This window comes from Novipirellula sp., from assembly GCF_041583735.1.
GTDB lineage: Bacteria > Planctomycetota > Planctomycetia > Pirellulales > Pirellulaceae > Novipirellula.
Window position 1 is genome coordinate 1 of the sequence record NZ_JBFHFD010000001.1, and the last position, 19,533, is coordinate 19,533.

The 19,533-nt window shown below is 55.9% G+C and carries 16 protein-coding genes; 5 read left to right on the forward strand and 11 right to left on the reverse strand.

Going from position 1 to position 19,533, the window contains the following annotated elements; translation table 11 throughout:
- Positions 1-199 (forward strand): hypothetical protein (locus tag ABX962_RS00005; protein WP_372715406.1); only part of this gene is annotated, 199 nt, incomplete at its 5' end.
- 41 nt (positions 200-240) lie between these two features.
- Here ABX962_RS00005 and ABX962_RS00010 read toward each other — a convergent pair.
- Both ABX962_RS00010 and ABX962_RS00015 read right to left on the reverse strand, forming a co-directional pair.
- On the reverse strand, positions 241-1,491 hold the full coding sequence (locus ABX962_RS00010) for a chorismate synthase (RefSeq protein WP_372715408.1): 1,251 nt from the start codon (positions 1,489-1,491) through the stop codon (positions 241-243).
- Between the two features lie 95 nt (positions 1,492-1,586).
- A complete protein-coding gene (locus ABX962_RS00015; protein ID WP_372715410.1) occupies positions 1,587-3,467 on the reverse strand; it encodes a sulfatase-like hydrolase/transferase in 1,881 nt (626 codons plus the stop codon).
- A gap of 452 nt (positions 3,468-3,919) precedes the next feature.
- On the opposite strand from ABX962_RS00015, the gene ABX962_RS00020 reads away from it, so the two are divergent.
- On the forward strand, positions 3,920-4,120 hold the full coding sequence (locus ABX962_RS00020) for a hypothetical protein (RefSeq protein ID WP_372715411.1): 201 nt from the start codon (positions 3,920-3,922) through the stop codon (positions 4,118-4,120).
- Here ABX962_RS00020 and folP read toward each other — a convergent pair.
- From folP to ABX962_RS00045, 5 genes are all read right to left on the reverse strand, one after another.
- A complete protein-coding gene (gene folP / locus ABX962_RS00025) occupies positions 4,117-4,899 on the reverse strand; it encodes a dihydropteroate synthase (RefSeq protein ID WP_372715500.1) in 783 nt (260 codons plus the stop codon). The two genes, ABX962_RS00020 and folP, sit on opposite strands and share 4 nt — an antisense overlap.
- Positions 4,900-5,143: 244 nt before the next feature.
- Complete coding sequence (lptE, locus tag ABX962_RS00030) at positions 5,144-5,701, reverse strand: LPS assembly lipoprotein LptE (protein ID WP_372715413.1); 558 nt, start codon at positions 5,699-5,701, stop codon at positions 5,144-5,146.
- 9 nt (positions 5,702-5,710) lie between these two features.
- Positions 5,711-7,078, reverse strand: a complete 1,368-nt coding sequence (locus ABX962_RS00035) for a tol-pal system YbgF family protein (RefSeq protein WP_372715415.1) — start codon at positions 7,076-7,078, stop codon at positions 5,711-5,713.
- Positions 7,075-7,872, reverse strand: coding sequence for a DNA repair protein RecO (gene recO, locus ABX962_RS00040; protein ID WP_372715417.1), 798 nt, complete (start codon positions 7,870-7,872; stop codon positions 7,075-7,077). The genes ABX962_RS00035 and recO overlap by 4 nt, the downstream gene beginning before the upstream one ends.
- 67 nt (positions 7,873-7,939) lie before the next feature.
- On the reverse strand, positions 7,940-8,278 hold the full coding sequence (locus ABX962_RS00045; RefSeq protein WP_372715419.1) for a hypothetical protein: 339 nt from the start codon (positions 8,276-8,278) through the stop codon (positions 7,940-7,942).
- A 261-nt stretch (positions 8,279-8,539) separates the two neighbouring features.
- Between ABX962_RS00045 and ABX962_RS00050 the strand changes: the two genes are divergently transcribed.
- Both ABX962_RS00050 and ABX962_RS00055 read left to right on the forward strand, forming a co-directional pair.
- Complete coding sequence (locus ABX962_RS00050; protein ID WP_372715421.1) at positions 8,540-11,680, forward strand: hypothetical protein; 3,141 nt, start codon at positions 8,540-8,542, stop codon at positions 11,678-11,680.
- Positions 11,681-12,074: 394 nt separating this feature from the next.
- Entirely contained in the window at positions 12,075-13,511 is a 1,437-nt protein-coding gene (locus ABX962_RS00055; protein WP_372715423.1) for an arylsulfatase, read from the forward strand.
- Positions 13,512-13,528: 17 nt separating this feature from the next.
- Here ABX962_RS00055 and ABX962_RS00060 read toward each other — a convergent pair whose 3' ends face one another.
- The gene (locus ABX962_RS00060; RefSeq protein WP_372715424.1) at positions 13,529-14,710 is read right to left on the reverse strand and encodes a ribonuclease D; all 1,182 of its coding nucleotides are present in this window, start codon (positions 14,708-14,710) and stop codon (positions 13,529-13,531) included.
- Between the two features lie 143 nt (positions 14,711-14,853).
- On the opposite strand from ABX962_RS00060, the gene ABX962_RS00065 reads away from it, so the two are divergent.
- Positions 14,854-15,651: a (5-formylfuran-3-yl)methyl phosphate synthase gene (locus tag ABX962_RS00065; protein WP_372715426.1), complete on the forward strand. Its 798-nt coding sequence runs from the start codon at positions 14,854-14,856 to the stop codon at positions 15,649-15,651.
- On the opposite strand, the gene ABX962_RS00070 is transcribed toward ABX962_RS00065, so the two are convergent.
- The 3 genes from ABX962_RS00070 to ABX962_RS00080 form a co-directional block, all read right to left on the reverse strand.
- A complete protein-coding gene (locus ABX962_RS00070) occupies positions 15,625-15,855 on the reverse strand; it encodes a hypothetical protein (protein ID WP_339937162.1) in 231 nt (76 codons plus the stop codon). The genes ABX962_RS00065 and ABX962_RS00070 overlap by 27 nt on opposite strands.
- A 152-nt stretch (positions 15,856-16,007) precedes the next feature.
- Positions 16,008-17,789 (reverse strand): TlpA family protein disulfide reductase, encoded by a 1,782-nt coding sequence (locus ABX962_RS00075; RefSeq protein WP_372715428.1) that lies wholly within the window; start codon positions 17,787-17,789, stop codon positions 16,008-16,010.
- 147 nt (positions 17,790-17,936) lie between these two features.
- Positions 17,937-19,355: a DUF6513 domain-containing protein gene (locus ABX962_RS00080; RefSeq protein ID WP_372715430.1), complete on the reverse strand. Its 1,419-nt coding sequence runs from the start codon at positions 19,353-19,355 to the stop codon at positions 17,937-17,939.
- Positions 19,356-19,533 lie beyond the last annotated feature (178 nt).

Genomic DNA, 19,533 nt, shown 5'->3' on the forward strand with positions numbered 1-19,533 from the left:
AACGACCGTTACGGGGAGGGAGAGAGGGAGAGAGGGAGAGAGGGAGAGAGGGAGAGAGGGAGAGAGGGAGAGAGGGAGAGAGGGAGAGAGGGAGAGAGGGAGAGAGGGAGGATTTACCTCCCCCGTGGGGAGGTCAGAGTCGGCGGTAGCCGGCTCTCCGGTGGGGCTCGTTGTGTTAGAAGTGGACGTCCGCAACTGAGAAGAGGCAGCATGGAACGATCCTCTTAGCCAGCTCGCAGCCTAAAACAGCTGCGAGAGATCGCTCGACAGTTGGCTCGCTTGGTGCGACATCGCGGCGTTCAGCAGCTCGATCGCCACTCGCGACTCGAGCGTCACGCCGGCGCGAACGCCGACACAGGGGTCGTGGCGTCCTTTGACCAATTCAAAATCGATCTCTTCCAGGTTCTTGCGAACCGATGCTTGCGGCTGATTGATCGTCGACGTCGGTTTGAATCCGACTTGCATCACCAGTGGCATTCCGGTCGTGATCCCGCCGATCATGCCGCCGTGGCTGTTGCGGACATAGCCGCTGCTGCGGATCGGGTCGTTGTTGTCGCTGCCGAATCGCTCGACAACCTCGCGTCCCGCACCGACTTCGCAGGACTGCACCGCATTCAGCCCACCCAGGGCCCCCATCAAGCGGACTTTCAAGCTTTGGTACAGCGGGTCCCCCAGCAGCGGCGGCACATTGACGGCGACCACTTCGACCATCGCCCCAAGCGAATCACCTTTAATCCGTGTCTGTTTGATCAGCTCGCCTGCTTCCTCGGCGAACTCGGAATCGATCGAATGGATGGTCGCCGAGGTCAATGATTCTTCGAGTTTAGCGATCGTGTCGGCCGCAATCGGTTGCCGCTGTCCGTCTGGCATCAACTCGGCGATTCGATCGGCCAAACTCTGTTTTGCCTTCAGCGATCCGACTTGCGAGATGGACGACAGAATCACAGTGCCAAATTTCTCAGCCAACAGGATACGGGCGATCGAGCCGCCCACGACATCCGAGATCGTGGCTCGGTAGCTAGATCGGCCGCCACCGCGGACATCGACGAACCCGCCGGATTTATGGAATTTGACGAGATCGGTGTGTCCCGGTCGGACTTCGCCGGTGGGGCCAGCGAACTGGGTGTAATCGCCTGACTTTTTCGAGGTTGACAGCACGATTGCGGCAATCGGTTCGCCGGTCGTGTAGCCCTCTTCGTACGCTTCGCTTTCGTACGTGTCGCCGTCAAGTTGGACCGTGACCTTGCCGCCGCCGAGCAATTGATCAGTGTCGTTTTGGAATAGCCCCGACAGAAAGACGACTTTGTCTTTCTCGTTCCGTGGCGTTCCGTGCTTGTTTCCGCCTGGGCGTCGGCGGTCGAGGTATTTTTGTACATCGGCGCGGCGAATCATTTGCCCCGCCGGGCAGCCAAACACAATCGTCGTCACGGCCGGACCATGCGATTCGCCCGCACCGGCAACGCTGAATAGAGGACCGCCAAGAATTTCCATCAAACCAATCTCAACCCAAACAAGCAAATAGTGAAAACGTCTGCCTGTTATCGTCGCGAGTTCGTCGCGATCTGTCGACCCAGAGTCCTAAGCCATTACGGCGTCACCACGCCGATGTCGTCGATCAGGCGGCCGACGTACTTGCCGACACGTGGGGGTGGCTTTTTCAAAGATCGCGGCAACGCCGCGATCTTTTGCTTCAGCTTCGCATCAAGCGGAGCCCCCATGTCGAGCACGTTCAATGCCTCGATCGCGGCGAAGTGCCCGACGGTTTGGACGTTGGCCAATTCCAATAGCCGCTCGGTCGCGGCTTGCTGCTCAGCTTTGCCTTCGATGATTTGAATTGCTTCACACGCCGCGATCGCGACGCTTGGCGATTCATCATGCATTGCACGCTTGACCGCTTGGATTGCGGCGGGGGTGGTTGCGTTGCGAAGTCCGATGCCGCGGACCGCCCAAAAGCGAATCACCGCCTCTGGGTCAGCCGAAAGCTCGATCGCTTTTTCGGTGCTCATGTCGCTGGCGACGTCCGTCGCGTCCAACGCGGTTTCAGCAAGACGTGTCATTAACCCGGAATGGTTTAATGCAAATTCGCGAGGCGATTGGTCTTCCGCGACCACGCGGTGCATCTCGGCTTCGGGGAACATCCCCATGTCGCCGGTTTCAATCATCCAGCGGTGAACGGCATCTCGCATCATGCTAACGCGATCCGCGTGTGCTGCATCACCAGCAAGGTTTTTGACCTCATCGGGATCACTTTGTAAGTCAAATAATTCTTCGACCGGTTTGGGCTGCCAAAACTTTGCTTGGTCCTCGTTCAATTTGCCTTCATCAAACATCTGTTTCCAAATGCGAGTTGTGGGCGTTTGGAACATGTAATCGACATGTTTCAAATACGGACGCTCTGGATAGAAATGTCGCATATAGACATAGCGGCCATCGGTACAGCTGCGGACCATGTCGATACGCTCGTCCATTCGTCCACGCCAACCGTACAGATACGGTTTTGCGGGGCCCGCAAATGATCCTGCGAACGGAACGCCCTGCATGTTCGCTGGCGGTTTTACCCCGGCCAAGCTGATCACCGTAGGGGCCAAATCGACGAACGAGACCAATTGAGCCGACTCGCCACCGGGTAAGTAATCTGTGGGGGCAAGCGAGCGAAATTGCTCGGGAACATGGACCAACAACGGTACACGCAATCCCGAATCAAACGGCCAACGCTTGCTGCGAGGCATCCCGCTGCCGTGGTCGCCGTAATAAAAGATGATTGTCGAATCCGCGAGACCGTCCGCTTCGAGGTCTTTCAGGACGCCGCCCACCATCTTGTCCATCTCGGTCAACTTGTCGTAGTACTGGGCCCAGTCATGACGCACCTCGGGTGTATCCGGGTGGTATTTAGGCAGGGGGGCTTTGGCAGGATCGTGTACCAAGGTATGCGGACGTTTGCGAATTTGGCTTTCGTGGCTGACGGTGAAATTGATCACCGACATAAACGGCGTCGCCTCGGTTGGACGACTTCGCCATGGTGATTTTCCACCCCCCTTTTGCCAACCCGCGTCGTCGTTGGCAAAGTTGTAATCGGTTTTGGAGTGGTTGGTGCAGTAGTAGCCTGCCTCGCGAAGCACTTGCGGATACAGTTTCACATCGGCTGGCAAACGAACCCCACTTCGCATGTGGTGGCCGCCCAGGCTGGTTGCATGCATACCAGAGATGATGGTTGTCCGGGCCGGAGCACAGACGGGGGCGTTGGACCAACAGTGTCGAAACCGCAACGACTTTGCTGCCAAGGCGTCAATATTGGGTGTGTCTGCATAGGTGTCGCCGTAACACCCCAGTTGCGGTCCATTGTCCTCGCTAGTGATCCACAGAATGTTAGGCCGCGTTGGCTCCGCTTCAGCACGTTGCGTTGTCGATAAGGCGGCTGCCATGCTGATGCCGATCAGCAAGCCGCGAATCAAGGTGTGGAAGGTCATAAACAGGTCGCTTCGGGATGGGAGGTGTAGGAGCGGGGATCAAATCAAAACGAGGCTCCGGCTCGATCATTTCGTGCGGATCGACATCCAAAAAAAGCCACCCGCCGAGTCGATTATTTTTGCGGTCGAGCGAGTCTTTTCGGATTGGCCGGATTTAGGAAAGTTTTCGGAACGCGCTTGTCGAAACAATTGTATCCCCGACACGTTGCCTTGTGTTTGCCGTGGCTACCATGACGGGGCTTTACGGATGATTGTACTCCATTGACTTTGGATTTCCACATTGCCATGGACCTGATTTTGATGCGACTATTCAGATCATTCGTGATAAACTGATTCCTAGAGTCTCACTTCTGGCAATTCGGTGTCAGTTTGTTCGGAGATGTCGTAGGAAATAGGCGAATACTTTTAAAGTACTAAACGTCAATCTGCGTTGGGCAGCAGGGGAACCGAAGATGATTAATCTAGCAACCTACACCGTTCAAACCGTTCATGGTTTGAAGGATACGTTTCAGGTCAGTGCCAACGGAACGGTCGATACGGGGCAACTCTTCGTAACCGGGCCCTCGTCGTCATCGACGAAAAACGCCCCGGCGGCGAATGAGCAAAACCGTGAGCCCAAACGGGGCGAGACGACGCCCAAACAGGCTCGCTAATCGAGACCGCCCGAGGCTTCGAAAAGAGTCAGGGCATCCACGGTTGGTTTGACATCGTGAACGCGGATCACTTGCGCTCCCGCTACGGCCATCGCCAAGGAAACTCCTAGCGTGCCTGCCGTACGGTCGGCATTTTTGTCGCCGATCCGATTCCCGATAAAGCCCTTGCGTGAATGCCCAATCAATAAGGGCGAACCGAGTTGGACGAATCGACGAGTCGCACGTAGCAGCATCAAGTTGTGCTGGTGGGTCTTGCCGAAACCGATCCCGGGATCCAAACACACCCGGTCTCGGCGGATTCCGATCCGTTCGCAGCAACGCAGTCGCTCTTGCAGATAACGCTCGATCTCGGCCACGACATCTTCGTAGCGTGGATCGTCTTGCATCGTTTGCGGTGTTCCCCGCATGTGCATCACGCAGACACCGACGCCGCGTTCCCGCGCCAGCTCTCCCATCGACGGATCCCCTTCGAGCCCCGTCACGTCATTGATGATCTCGGCGCCGGCATCGAGAGCTCGTTTGGCGACTTCGGCCTTGGATGTATCAACGCTGATCGGGATCGTCAGCTGCCCCGATAATTGCTCGATCACCGGCAACACACGAGCGATTTCTTCTTGGCAATCGACCACGTCGCTGTAGGGTCGTGTGCTCTCACCGCCAATATCAATAATTGCCGCCCCATCGGCTTGCATTTGCAGCGCCGCGGCGACGGCAACGTCAACGCGCCGGTGACGCCCCCCATCGGAAAAACTATCCGGGGTGACATTCAAAATCCCCATCACCAGCGGCAGACGACCAAACGTGAGTCGCCGTGTGCCAATGTCCCAGTGGTCGCACCGATTGCAATGCGCCCAGTTGGAATGAGTTTGATTGGATTGGGCCCGCTGATCCGTTGTATTATCGGGGCCATGGTCCGAGGCCGAGTCCGTTGCAGACATTAACTTGAGATTGCCATCACGTGTGTAGAAGAGAAGTGCGACGCGTTCCTTGGCAGAACATCGCTGCATTCTACAACGGATAGACTTACCAACGAAGTTCCATCTGAGAAACAATTCGCTGGGCAAGTTTTTCGATCGTCGCCTGCATGGCTGTATCGATCGACTGGCCTGCTTCGGGTACAAATCGCGAGTCTTGGCTGAACGAGATCACCGAGCCACTGTTGGGAGCGACGGTGTTCTGGAACAACTTCTCGCCTTGACGGCTGACCCAATCCGCTCGCGCGGTCAGCGTCGCGTCGAGAGCACGCGGATCATCCGAGCTGGTTTCCGACAGCACGTTTTTGTTTTCGCTGGTCAAGACAACCAACAGCGTGCTGTCGGCCCCAGGGTCCGAGACGACTTTAAACGGCGTGCGACTTTCAATTTCGGTCACGATTGCCAGTGACAATCGCGGTCCCAGGTCGTGACGGAACGTTTCGTTACGAACAATCGGAACGTGCACGGTGCGAACATCCGATCGGTACAGCGACGAAGGGCCGTACTGATACAGCGAACATCCGCCTATGATCGATAGCGATAGCGTGATGCCCAGCAACAGCATGCTGCGAACAGTCGCGTCGATAGGTTTGACGATTCGATTCACAGTCGTCGTTTACCTTAGCATGGTGGGGCTATCGGTCTCAGGACGCTCTTGGCCGTTGTCAAAGGTGGTTTCAAGCGGCGTGGATGCTTTGGAGTCCGGGAACACCGTCGTCAGCCAAGCAAGTTGTGGCGTCGGCACGTCCGGCAGTTTTTCGATCGCTGCCAATCGAGTGCGAGCCGTCTCGGCATGGGGCGTGTCTTGGTGTGACTTGAGCAGTTCGTTGTAGTAGTAGCGGGCGGCACCATACTCTTTCTTGTTTTCGCGAAAGCGAGCTCGGGTGGCCAAGCGTTCGGCGCGATGAAAGGAGATCTCTGCGGCGGCACGCGCAAGAATGTCAGAGTATTTTTCGTCACGCAGTTTGTCGGGGAACCGAGTGCGAGTTTGCTCGACAATCTTGTCGGCTTCATCCAGCACCAAACCACTGTAGGCAGGCCCCGCGTACATCTCGAGCTTGCAGCGGATACCGAGCAAATGGGCGAGAAACAAGTGCTCGCTGTCGGTGTAGGTTTCCCGCAAATCCGTGAGGAATTCGTCGGCCTTTTCAAATTTGCCCTGGCGAATGTTTTCCGCTGCGGCAGCCATGGTTGCGTCGTCCGCCAATTTGCCGGTCGGGTCGTCGTAACGAATTTGGTCCAGCACACGGATGGCATGACCGTCGGCGTCCGTGATCGGGCGTTTGTGGTCGGTCAGGTTCAAAAACTTCCACTTGCCCTCGGTCGCTTTTTCGGTGTCGATCCAGTATCGCGAGATGCTGAACAATCGAGCGGTGATGCGGTCGTTGTGGCGATTGCGTGGATAGGCTTTTTGCAGTTCGGTGTAGGCTTCACTCGCCTCGTTCAAGCGATCGGCAAAGAACAAACTTTCGGCCTGCATAAACATCGCGTCCTGCTGCAGCGCAGTACCCGGCGATGCTTCGTTGGCTCGGCGAAACAATTTGGCGGCCTTGTGAAAGGTCGCCTTGGCCTCTTCGTCGTTCATCGTCTCGGCTTGCCGGAAAACGGTATCGCCTTGCTTGTAAAGGTCTTTTGCCTTCGTCACGTTTTCCTGTTCACGCATCGTGACGAAGTTCACGACGCGAGTCGTGTTTTTTCGTGCGGTGTCGCCAAACGAATTGGTTGCCGAAGCTTGGCGAACGCCCTCTTCATCGGGCACGTCATAGAGCGCCGACTTCGATGGAAACAAACTGGGCGGCCGCGAAAAGGACTGGCAACCCACCGTCCCGCCGAACGTGCAAACCGCGATCGCCGTGGCAATCCAGCGGGGCGTGCCGACAAGACGCGGCATCGCTTGACGCGTGACGCGATCCTCGCAAGTGAGAATCCATTGACGGATCGAATTTGGTAGCAATAGATGCATGGTTTGGTCGTATCGCTTCATGCGGTCGGTTCCGTAGGATTCGAGGCAGACGGCAGAGTCTCGGTTTGCACCGACTGCGGCAGCAAGTACTGCGTTCGGGGCACTCTGCCCACGATCGTTTGTATGTATCGGCTCATCACCGCTCTAAGCTCCCCATAAACGTGGGCGGAAACCAAGGTTGGCAGCGACGTTTTGGAATCGACCAAATCTCGTAATTGCTGAATCACCACGTTGCGAACGGAAATCAATTGATGCTGACGCGGTGCACAGCTCGAACAGACGATGCCTCCGGTCGCCAATGCAAACGGAATCCGCGATGCCGTCGTTGCCATCTCTTTTCCACAGTCCGTGCAGCGATCGGTCCCCGGCGCGTGGCCAAGCAACCGCAGCATCTGGGCTTCGTAAAAAAGGATGGTCGAGGCAACATCGCCGACGCCATCAATCTGGTTCAAGACTGAAATCGTCAAATCGTAAACATCAACATGAGGGTCATGGTCATCAGTCATCAGCCGCAATATTTCAGCGACGTAGTAGCCAGCGTAAACGCGAGCGAGCGAACGATCGGCCCCGCGAAAACGTCGATGCAGTTTCGCTTCGGTCAATAAATCGAGCGCATCGCTACTCTTACGATGAACGACTACACGACAAACCGCTAACAGGTCAAGCGAACCTTCGAAGGGACCTTTGGGCCGCCGAGCCCCTTTGGCGATCGCCGATAACCGCCCAAAGTCGCGTGTGAATAGCGTCACAACGAGACTTGTTTCGCTAAATTCCGTAGTGCGAAGAACAATCGCATGGCTTTGGTCGGCCGCCACGGGACTTGCCTAGGGTTATTGGTTCAAAGGGAAAGAAGAAAAAAAAAATTTGCAGCCCCCTGCCCTTCTACAATTCGCCTCGCTCGCCGAGCGATGATAGCAATTCGCTCATCTCTGCGGCGGCATGAGCGTCGCCTTGGCTGCGTGCCTGGTCGATGCCATCACGCAAAAATGCCCGTGACTCATCCAAACGCGTGGGATCTTCCATCGCAAGGTCGGCCAGGATCTGACCGGCCATAAAAAACGCCGGCACATACGGAGGATCGTCGTGTGTCAGTTCCTCCAAACGTCTCAGACTCTCGGCAAAGTCGCCTTCGCTCTTGTGCTCCATCGCCAAGCTATACCGCAGGAACGTGTCGTTGGGCTCGTCTGCTAGCATGGCTTCGATTTTTTCGCGTCGACTCATGTCGTTTTACTTTTTCGCTGGTTCGGGGGATGGCAGACAGGAAGGGATATGACGAGACGTAATTGTAACGCTTGGGAAATCGGGCGGTTAGGTGCCCTTGCCGGCGTGTTGGTTGTACCGGTCCCACCCCCGCGATGCAAAATCGGCATAACCGTCAAATTTTATTGGACCATGCTGGGCGAAAAAGACGATGAATCCAAAGATCCAATTTCCTTTCTAAAATCGTGAGATGTAGGCATGCGCGGCAATCGCAAAATGCTAGTGGCTTCGAAGCTATTCGCCATCCCATTTGCCTGTTTGATGTCCTCCGCAGCGATGGGGCAGAGCCCAACCGCGACGCAGGCGGCGTTTCAGTCGACGGGGCAAAGCGGAAAAATTGCTCAGGTCGCTGATCAGCAAACGAAGCAGGCTCCGACGAAAACGGCACCTAATCTGTTCTATTCGCTTGCTGCAAACAACTCACACAACCACATCCAACACAATACCGAGTCGCGAGGAATCCTCAGTGGATTGTTCGGTCGGTCTTCGAGTTCCACCTCGACTTCGTCTTCGCACACCCAATCGCGTGCGGCGTCGACGAGCCAGACCACTGCCGATCGTGCCCCGGCGGATTGGAGCGGCATTCCGTACCATCGTGGTACCACCGCACCGGAAACCGATACTCGTACTCCGATTCGCGACCCCCGCCAAGGCAGCACCGCGCGTGTGATTCGTGGCCGTGCTCCGGCGCCGCTACAGGCTAGTCCGGTTTCCACTCCCACAGCGTCGTCCCCGAAGACAGCGTCCCGCGTTCCCACGCCGCCGTCGGACTCGGTGCTCGTTGCTCGCGATCGTAGCGAAGCTCTCGCAGCCCCCCCTTCAACCGCTCGTGTCATTCCTCGCGAAACCTTCAGCCGCACCACGCACGACACAAACGCGCTGTCGAGTGAAACGAGCAGCCGCCGCAGCGGACGTCGTTCGCTGGAAGCTCTCGATCCGGCCGAGATCACACCGGCTGCGAAGTCGACCAGCCCCGCCGCGACGGCTTCGATCGCTGCGACTGCCAAGCCAACTCCAGAACTTGTTCCTAAAGTCGTTCGCCGAGAAATTGAATCCGCGGAATCGGTCGCCGAGACCAAGCTGGCTGCGAAACCGAAGGCCAGCGTTTCGGAAGGCAACAGCTCGGGATCGAGTTCGCGTCGTGGCAGCGGTGCTGGGGCTTCGGCCAAGGTTGCGGCCAAACCAGTTCCGACCCCGTCGGCCGAATTGCCCCTGCCATCCGTCGCTAAGCCGGAAGTGGCGGTGAACCCACCTACGACGACTCCGGTTCCAGCACCGGCAGCTGCACCAACACCTGCACCGGCCATCGCGAAAGCTCCGACCAACGCCATCGCACCGACGGCTCCTACCGCAGCACCCGCCTCGCTGGGAATGCCAGCTGCCGCCGCGTCACCATCCAACGCCGTTGCTGCGGTTCCAGCCCCATCGGCCGATTATCAAACACCGAACATGACGGTGCCGTCCCCGGCATCGACACTGCCTGCACCGGATAGCCAGCTTGCACCGAAGTCGTCCGCTCAAACGATCTCGCATCGTGCGGGACCTCCCGTCAGTGCCTTTGGACCTAGCCAATTGGTGCCCACGCAAAGCGACGCGGCTGCCGCCAGCCAAATCATGGCTCCGGTTGGTTCCGGACTTGCTGGTCAATCCAGCGACAATTCGGATGCATCGTCCAGCCGCGGTGACGGCTTCAACGTACGAACCGAAAAAATGGTCACGTTCGGTCAACCCGTCGGTGTTCCACAGGTGGCTGATGCTTCGTCAAACTCCGTGACAAAGCCAACTCGACTGCACGATATGGATAACTATGGCGGCAACTCGGACTCGTCGACCGGTAACTACTCTGGCGACAACTTTGCTCAACCTCGTTATGATTCGCAACGTGCCAATTCGATGCGAACCGGCACGAGCCGATCGGACGGATTGGATTCACAACGTGAGCTGATGCAGGGCCAAAATTCGATCGCTTCGGAATTGCCAGGCATTCGAGTGGTGACGTTTGGTCCGGGTGAAATCATGATCCGCCAAACTCAACAATACGAGATTCGTGTCGAGAACCGAGGGGCGATCGATGCCCAAGGCGTCCTGGTCCGTGCGATGATCCCTGATTGGGCCGAGATCCATGGTCACAACGCCTCGCAAGGCCATATCGACAACCAAACCCAAGGTAGCTCGGAGCGTTTAGTATGGACGATTGATTCGTTACCCGCCGGTTCGGTCGAGCGAATGTTTGTACGGTTGCGAGCCGAACGAAGCGGTACCCATGACTTGGACGTCGATTGGACGATGACGCCTCAGCATGCCACCGCGACGGTGCGGGTCCAGGAACCTCGCTTGGATCTGACGATCGAAGGACCTGAGGAAGTCATCTATGGTCAATCGCAAACCTACACGGTTCGTGTTTTGAATCCCGGCGATGGAACCGCCCCTAACGTGGTCTTCACGCTGTCGCCTAACTCGGCAACTCCACAAACTCAGCGAATCGGTGACATCCCTGCAGGCAAAGAAGCTCAATTCGAAGTCGAGTTGACTGCCCAAGACCTCGTCGATCTGAAGATCCACGGCATGGCATCGGGAGATCTCGATCTTCGTGCGGAAGCCGAAAAGACAATCCGCGTGGCCTCGGCCAAACTCGAAGCGGTGTTAACCGGTCCCGAATTGAAGTACCAAAACACCGAATCGCTCTACAATCTGCAGGTCCAGAACACCGGTTCGGCAATCAGCGAGCGAATCGTTGCGACATTGCAATTGCCTGGCGGTGTGAAGTACCTCGGCGGACTCGAGGAAGCTCAGCTTCAGCAAGGTGCTCTGAAGTGGCAGATCAATGCTCTGGCACCTGGTGCGAGTCGCAACTACCAATTCCGCTGTAACATGACCGCCACTGGCGATCAACGATTCATCTTCGATTGCAAAGGCTCGGCTGCAGGTCAAACCGGCGTCGCACTGGCAACCCGAGTGGAATCGATTGCGGACCTTGTGTTGACCGTCAACGACCCCCCTGCCCCGGCTCCGATCGGTGCCGACGTGACCTACGAAATCATCGTGCGAAACCGTGGCAGCAAAGAAGCGACCGACATTCGTGCCCTGGCTCAATTCAGTCACGGGATCGAACCGAACAAGATCGAAGGCCAAAGTGGCGAGTTGCTGACCGGACAAGTCTTGTTCGATCCAATCCCTCGCATCGGGGCTGGTCAAGAGGTTCGCTTGCGAGTTGTCGCTAAGGCAGATCGTGCGGGACACCATCGCTTCCGCACCGAAGTTCGCTCGGGTGACACCGTCTTGGTGGCCGAAGAGGCAACTCACTACATGAGTCCTCAAAGCGACCGCGTGAGCCGACGCAGCAGCGACGTGCAAACCCGCTAAAGCCATCGGTTCCAAGCCGAGAGCAAACGAGCAACGAACGGAGTGGATCTTGGGCAAGGTCCACTCCCGAGTGATCGGTGAAAATTGTTGTTGCAGCAATACACCACCGCTGGAACATTTGCCATTTGGGCCAAAACGGTGAACTCCCTAAGCCGCCATCTTGGATGCAGAGGTCTAGTCGGATTGGCACGGCTGCGAACCACTCGCATGCCACACTTCTCACTGCCTCGCCAATCGTCTCGGGTTACCCCAGGGACATTTCGCAGCGAATGAATCGAGCGTAAAAAACAGGCTTACGCTTTGGGTTTTTTCGTATCATAATCACGTGTGCCAATCTCTGGCGACGTGTCTTCTGGCTTCTGCGAAATCGCTTCCCCACACGATTGAGAGACTCATGCAATTCAACATTCGGCTGCTCACGCTGATGTTCCTCTTCTGCGGTTCGTCAGCGGTCGCGGAACAACGCCCCAATATTGTCATCATCATGGCAGACGATCTCGGCTATGGTGACATCCGCTGTTATGGTGCCACAAAGATCCAGACTCCGAATATCGATGCGTTGGCAAACCAGGGCATGATGTTCCACGATGCTCATGCCGCGGCTTCGGTTTGTTCACCATCACGCTATGGATTGATGACGGGACGTCTGCCTTGGCGACTTCATCGCAAAGGAAATGGCTATCGACTCGAACGCGATCGCATGACGCTCGCATCGTTGGTCAAGTCGCACGGTTACCGCTCTGCCGCGATCGGCAAATGGCACCTTGGATACGGAAAAAACTGGGAGCATCCGCTGGGCCCTGGGCCGCTAGAAGCCGGTTTTCACTACCACTTTGGCGTCCCCACCAATCATAATGACCAATACCGTGCCTTCGTCGAAAACCACGACTTTGTCGGTTTGGTTCCCGGCGAAAAGTTACGTGTCGTCGCGGGGCAACCGTTTCCCTCGGGACTCGCTAAACCTCGGGTGGAAGATCAAGTCGATTCGGATTTAACGGCAAAGGCAATCGAGTTTATCCGAGAGAACGCAGAACAACCGTTCTTTCTCTACTTCACACCCTGTGCGCCGCACACACATGTGACTCCGGCAGCACCGTTTCGTGGGACAAGCCAAGCGGGGCTGCTTGGTGATTACGTGCAGGAACTCGATTTTCATGTGGGCGAAATCATCGACACGCTCGACGAGTTGGGGATCGCCGACAACACCTTGCTCGTCTTCACCAGCGACAACGGGAACAGTCCGAAAGATTTCAAAGGCACGCAAAACGTCGAGTTGAACTTGGCGGTCGATTCGCATGATATCCGCGAGCGGTTCAAAACAGCCAAGCAAGACGCGAGGGCACTTGGGCACCTCACCAACGGTCCATGGCATGATGGAAAAGGATCCCCATACGAAGGCGGCCACCGGGTTCCCTTTATCGTGCGGTGGCCAGGAAAGATCACCCCTCAATCCGAATCGACCCAGTTGGTTTGTTTGACCGACATGATGGCTACCCTGGCCGAGATCCTCGATACCGAACTGCCTGAGGACGCGGGCGAAGATTCGTTCAGTATCGTTCCGGCACTGCTCGGTACCGATCCCAACACACCGCTTCGCGAGATCGCCTTTATTCAAGGCGACACGAAAGACAATGCGATTGCGATTCGCTCAGGCGACTGGAAGATGATTGCCTCCACCAGCGACGGGAAAAAAGTCCATGAACTCTTTGATTTGTCCAAGGACAAAGCAGAAACCGAGAACCTGGCTAGCCAAAATCCCGAAGTCGTCCAGCGGTTGTCATCGGCGTTGGCAAAAGCTCGCGGCGAGGGGCGAACGCGACCGCTGCCCTAGCCGTTTTGCTTCCGCGTCTACTCTTTGACATCGATGAACTCGAGGGGTTGTGTTTCGCTGACATCGGCGACGCGGATCGCGAGTTCACCGGCTAACAGTTTGCGGAACGACTTGCCGACAATGTCGCCTCGCCATCCCTTTAACAGCGAGGGCTCGGGATCGTTCTTGCGATGTTCCAATTCATAACCCAACAATTCACGTACATCGTCCGCGTTTCCAACGATCGGCGGAGCAAGTTTGTGTTGCCGGCTGATGCACGCGATTGACGTCGATAGAAATTGACTTAACATCGGTGAAACCGAGCGGCGGGTGCCACGCGGACGACGCGGCAGATCCTCGTCCGGCGTGTCCAAGGCGACGCGAATCGCCTCGGCAATCGCTTCGTATTGGCCGGTGTAACCGCGTCGCTCGAGACCGCGGATGCTGCGAATCTTGTCGATGTTCGTTGATGCTTTTTTGGCCAATTCGACCAGCAAGTCGTCACGCATCACCCGACGTGGAATTCGGTCGGTCTCGCGAGCACGGTCCTCACGCCACAGCCACAATTGGCGAACCGTTTCTAATTGACGAGGGTTTAGCCCCGACGAACCGCTGACGCGATGCCAATTTTCGCGAGTCTCGGCGTCGATAACTTTCTGCTGCAAGTTGGCCGTTTCTTCGGCGACCCACGTTTCGCGATTCAGATCACATACCATCGTGTTGAGTTGTTGGTACATGTTCTCGAGATCGACCACGTCGTGCAGCGCGTAGGTGATCTGATCCTTGCTCAACGGGCGATGCCGCCAATTGGTTCGTGTTTCGCCTTTCGGTAGCGACTTGCCCACCAATCGCTGGACCAATGTCGCCAGCGATGCGGGGTATTCCATCCCCACAAACCCGGCAGCCAATTGGGTGTCAAACAGACCGGCGATCGGTTTTCCGGAAAAGCGATAGCAAAAACGAATTTCTTCGCGAGCGGCGTGTGCGATGACGATTCGCCCCGGCTGCGAAAGGACCTCCCAGAATGGATCGGTGGTTTCCACCCGATAGGGATCGATGATCGCCAAGCGGTCCCCAAAAGCGACTTGAATCAAGCACAGTTCTGGACGGTAGCTATCTTCGGATACAAACTCGGTATCAAATCCGATGAAACGGCATTTGGCGATCTCTTCACAGAGAACTTCGAGCTCCGCGTGATTGTTGATGGACTCGTACTTCAAAACTTGGCTTTGAATGTTGAGGAAAGCAGTGGTTTGATAACATTAGGAGTGTCGACTTTACCCCCTTTGGTTGTGATCGCCTATCCGGTTTATGCTGCAATCGTGCCAGTTTCTGCCTCTCTTAAAAGCGAAAGTGTTGTTCTGTGACGGATCTGCTAGTCAGTGTGAGGGACGGTTTTGAGTTTCGCGAGGCGGTTGCCGCTGGGGTGGGGATCATTGACTTTAAAGAGCCAAGCCGCGGCGCGCTTGCGGCGGTCGACCCCGCAATCTGGCACGCGGCCGCACTGGGGATCGCCCCGTTGGCGGGGGGGGCTCCGTCGATTCGCCTGCAATACTCGGGTGCGATTGCGAATGATCCGGTGATCCCCACGCGACCGCTGCTTTCCGCCGCACTGGGCGAAGCCGCGGATTGGCAAGGCGTGGTGTCGCAACTGCCCCGAGCGTTTCATTTTGCCAAGATTGGCCCGTCGGGAATCAAGACGCCCGCCGCGATGAAACAGCTGTGGGATTCGGCGTCGCAGTGCATCGGACCAGCCACCGAATTGGTCGCCGTCGCCTATGCCGATAGCGAGTCGGCAACGTGTATGGCGGCGGAACAGGTGTTTCAGCTTGCCGCTGAATTCGGGTTTCGTCGCTGCTTGGTCGACACGTTCAGCAAAGATGGACGCTCGTCGATCGAACATCTCGGATACACGCGGCTGCGTACGCTGGGCCGCATCGCGACACAGGCGTCGATGAAGTGGTCGCTCTCAGGATCGATTCGTTTAACGATGGTGGACCGGCTTGTTTCAGAGCGTGTATTTCCCGATTGTTACGCGGTGCGTGGCGACGTATGTCGAACGGATCGGACCAGTCGGTTGTGTCCGTCGCGATTGCAGCAATGGGTCGACTGTGTGTCGATTTTGCACCCCCGATCACTCGGCCCAATCGAGTCCCGTTAACGAGATCAGACGGTCTTCGAAATGGCCGATCAATCCGCCGACCAGCATCCACTCGTCACGCGAACGCAATTCGATCTCGCCGAACTTGTTGATTCGCAAGATTGAATCGCCGTTGACGCCCGATTCATGCATCTGCTTCAGATCAATTTCGCCTTCGTTGACTACGTCCAACAAAGTTTTTCCTGTTAGTTCAATAAATTGCATCTCAGGTCCTCAACATAAGATGACTTCCGACAAAAAGGATTCGGATAGTTCTTCTCATTGAATCACACAGTGTAGTTCAGAACGCTTCGAATCCATCATTGCTTGATAAGATTTGTAAATCGTTTTTTTCTGTATTGACTTTCCGCGGCCGTCTAATTCTGAAGTCGTTTCAGCGTTTGTTGTAATTGTGCGATCGTGTAATCGATCGATGCGACGCGGCCCTCTTGATCCAACACCACAAGAAACGGCATCGATACCATTCCAAACCTGGCCGCGACCTCGTTGGGAACTTCGGCCGTCGCTGACGATTCGGCTCGATAGCTGGAAAAGTTCAATTTGTTTTGCCGGACAAACTCTGCCACAGGAGCTCCGGCAGGATCCAAGTTCACGCCGACAATCGCGATCGTCTCAGGTGATTGTTCTTCGAGTTCTTGCAGATGAGGAATCAATTGCAACGATTCCGGAAACCCCATCGCCCACAGCGGCATCAAGACAATTTTGCCGCGATAATCGGCGATCGATAACTCGCCACCGTCAATTGATTTTAGATCAGGATCAAACGTTTTACCAATCGCGTCGACACGCGATTTTCGAGCGTCGATCGCTAGCTGAACCTCTTGCCCGGTGGCTGTGTTGGTGTCGGGGAATTGTTCCTGAAGCTTCTTGTAGGTTGCCTCGGCAAGCTGTGGTTGGTTGAGCCCTTCGAATTGAAGTGCCGCACCTGCTAAGTACTGCACCGTTTGTAGGTCTGGCGATGCGATCAGTAACGCTTCGACCGCATCGGTCCAATTGGCTGTCGCGATCGTTTCGCCTTCGATCGCCTGTTCCAGCAATCGATCGATCTCGTCGAATTGAACATTGCCCGCCAATTGAGCCGCCATCTTTGCGATCTGCGGATCGGATGAGTCGGCGTACAGTTCAATGATCGTATTGCGAACCGCTTTGGCTTCGGCGTCATGATTAAATTGAGTCAACACTTGGCGAGCTTGTCCCATTACCATCATCGCGGGGATGTCCGACGATGCGTCGGAGTTAGCCAAACCCTGGACCTGCTGGACAATCCGTTGCGGTGCATCCGCTTCGCCGTTTTGTAGCGACTCGATCGCAAAACCGATTAAAACCAATCGGCTGTCGGTCACCAATCGGGGATCATCCGAATCAAGATTCGCGGTAGCGAGTTTCTCGAGCTCCATTGCCGATTTCAAATCGCCCAGCGCGGCAAGGTGTGAAAGCGATTGAAGTTCGCCGCGTGCACCATCACTGCGAGCGTCGGCATTGGCGTCCGCATGATTCTGCAAGCGACGCGCGGCCTCGAGTTTCATTTGAGAAATTCGCCGCATCTCGGCAAACGCTTCCTTCGGATCTTGGATTCCCGATGCGCCACTTGCGATCGCTTGGATGTCGCTATCGGCGCCGGCTAAAAATTCATGGAGCTCATCGGGAGTCAGGTTCGCTCGCAATTGACGACGTTTAGGATCGACGCTCTCGCTCGCCCCAACGGGATCGGCCATCGTCAATAAGTTCGGTGCTTGGTTGTCGGGCTGCGGAGCGCCTGCTGGAATGGCCTCGCCCACTGGAATGGCCTCGCCCACCATTGCGGACTCGGTCGCAGCAGTCGATGGATCGGGAATCGCAACGGGTGAAGTGGGTGCGAGCGATTCGCCCTTTTCAGGGGCATCGTGGGCCATCGCTGCCGCATCCGCCCTGCCCTCCCCTGCCCCGCTTACATCCGTCTCATTGGCATCCGTCTTGGATTCCCCAGGCTGCGTGAGCGGTAACGTCGCATCATCGGTCGCTTGGGATGTGTCCGCCGTATCGCTGTTGCTGCATCCCGAGGACATGCCGGCAATCAGCGCGAGCGAGAAATAAACGCTATAGCAAAGCGAACGAGCAAATCGAGGCGAAGGTGAGCGGAACCAAGGTGATCGCGGCATAACGGTGAACCAAAAACGAAGCGTGAGCTAAGGGGGGAGAGCGATGTGTTGAGTAAAGCAAACAACTGTCCTGATTTTAGCACTCTGAATCGGTTCTGTCGGCAGCACCACCCGACAAAGGAGTATGACGGCTCCCATCCGCTGAAATTACGACTTTCGGTGGCGACTTTTACGCTCGATGCGATGCAGATTCTCTTCTTGGGTCAACATACCCCAGCGTAATGCCTGATCTTGGTCGTACTGTTTGCCCAACTGCAGCGCAATCGACGCTTTGGCCATCTCGTAACCGAGATAGAACGCGTGGCTTGCGTCCACGTTGCTCGATTCGGGACGCTGCATCAATTGATCAAACAATTCGAAGGGATCCGATCGTTGTAAGTGCATACCCGCAGACAACAAATGAATCGTTTCATCTTGGGCATAGATGCGATAGTTATTGTCTTTCAGCGTTGCCGCAAGCGATAGCAGCATGCGGGTGGGAAATGCTTTGAGTTTTGGATCACGAAGCTGTACCAATGCATTGGATAAATGCTTCGGTGGCACCCGATTTTTGACGCTGTAATAAACCAATTTTCTTGCTTCGGCGCATTCACGTACCGAGGAGCGTGCCCAATTGATCACCTCGGTGGTCAACACACTGCGAATGCCGAGTTCTTGACAGATACCGAGCAATAAAAAGTTGATGCCTGCCGAATCGACTTCCGTCAACTCGGTCAAATTACCAATCCCCATCATGATTTCAAGTTCGGGGTAATCGCGGCGGGTGTCCGCATAGCGAATCAAACTCGCAGCGAGCCCTGCGCCGATCGGTTCCAAAATCGGGTCCAATCGCATCAGAACTTGATGTCTCGCCAAATAATTGATCGTTTTTTCAAAACTTTTTTTGTCGTCCACTTGGTCTGGAATCACGACCACTTCGCTGCCCCAATCTTTAGCCACTTCACAGTTCGATGAGTTCACCGACAACACCAGCGATGCTCCATTCTTGGTCGCTTCGCTCGCTTCCCAAGTGTCGAAGGTATCAACCGAAACTTTTAATCCTGTGTCGACCAAGGCACGGATGTAATCGCCGATTGTGTTACAGCGCGATGCAGGGTCACAACCGAAATCGATCACATCGGCCCCCGATTCACGCAGTTGTTTGGCGATGCTTAGTACTGTGTCAATCGACATCCGCGGCGCGTGATTGATCTCGGCAATGATCTGGATGTCGTACTCGCTCGGAACGACTTTGGGACGCGATTTTCCAAACACCTCTGGAAGGTCCCGGCAGTCTTTTGGGCCGCAAATTACCGGTATTTTTACGCCGTTTTGCAATTCGTTGTAACCCACTTCGAGATAGCCCGGCACGATCACATGAGTCGTCGGTGCGGGGATGTCCAAGTGCCGCAGCAGCCACTTGGATGTCATCAATGCGGCCACCGTGATTGGCATCACTCCGACGGAATAGGTGAACGAATATTCCTTCGCGAGCGATGCAGCAATCTCTCGCACCGCATGCTCGGCTAGCCGCCCTGTGACAAAGTGATAGTGGTGGTCGGCAGCGGGTTCAATGGTAGTGCGCATGAGTGTGTTTCGAGGGCAGTGAGTCGCTTCGCAAACGGTTCCGTCTTCCCACAGGATGACCGTTGCAATGAATCAAGTCGATGTGATGGGGATCGTTCTTCGCGATCGGATGACTCGATAACCATGCCAAACGATGCTCTGAATTTTGCCACCAATAACACAACTCATCTTGACGTGA

Coding starts and splice junctions, on each gene's coding strand:
- ABX962_RS00010 (WP_372715408.1), bottom strand. CDS start 1,491: ATGGAAATTCTTGGCGGTCCTCTATTCAGCGTTGCCGGTGCGGGCGAA.
- ABX962_RS00015 (WP_372715410.1), bottom strand. CDS start 3,467: ATGACCTTCCACACCTTGATTCGCGGCTTGCTGATCGGCATCAGCATG.
- ABX962_RS00020 (WP_372715411.1), top strand. CDS start 3,920: ATGATTAATCTAGCAACCTACACCGTTCAAACCGTTCATGGTTTGAAG.
- folP (WP_372715500.1), bottom strand. CDS start 4,899: ATGGGGATTTTGAATGTCACCCCGGATAGTTTTTCCGATGGGGGGCGT.
- ABX962_RS00035 (WP_372715415.1), bottom strand. CDS start 7,078: ATGAAGCGATACGACCAAACCATGCATCTATTGCTACCAAATTCGATC.
- ABX962_RS00045 (WP_372715419.1), bottom strand. CDS start 8,278: ATGAGTCGACGCGAAAAAATCGAAGCCATGCTAGCAGACGAGCCCAAC.
- ABX962_RS00055 (WP_372715423.1), top strand. CDS start 12,075: ATGCAATTCAACATTCGGCTGCTCACGCTGATGTTCCTCTTCTGCGGT.
- ABX962_RS00070 (WP_339937162.1), bottom strand. CDS start 15,855: ATGCAATTTATTGAACTAACAGGAAAAACTTTGTTGGACGTAGTCAAC.
- ABX962_RS00075 (WP_372715428.1), bottom strand. CDS start 17,789: ATGCCGCGATCACCTTGGTTCCGCTCACCTTCGCCTCGATTTGCTCGT.
- ABX962_RS00080 (WP_372715430.1), bottom strand. CDS start 19,355: ATGCGCACTACCATTGAACCCGCTGCCGACCACCACTATCACTTTGTC.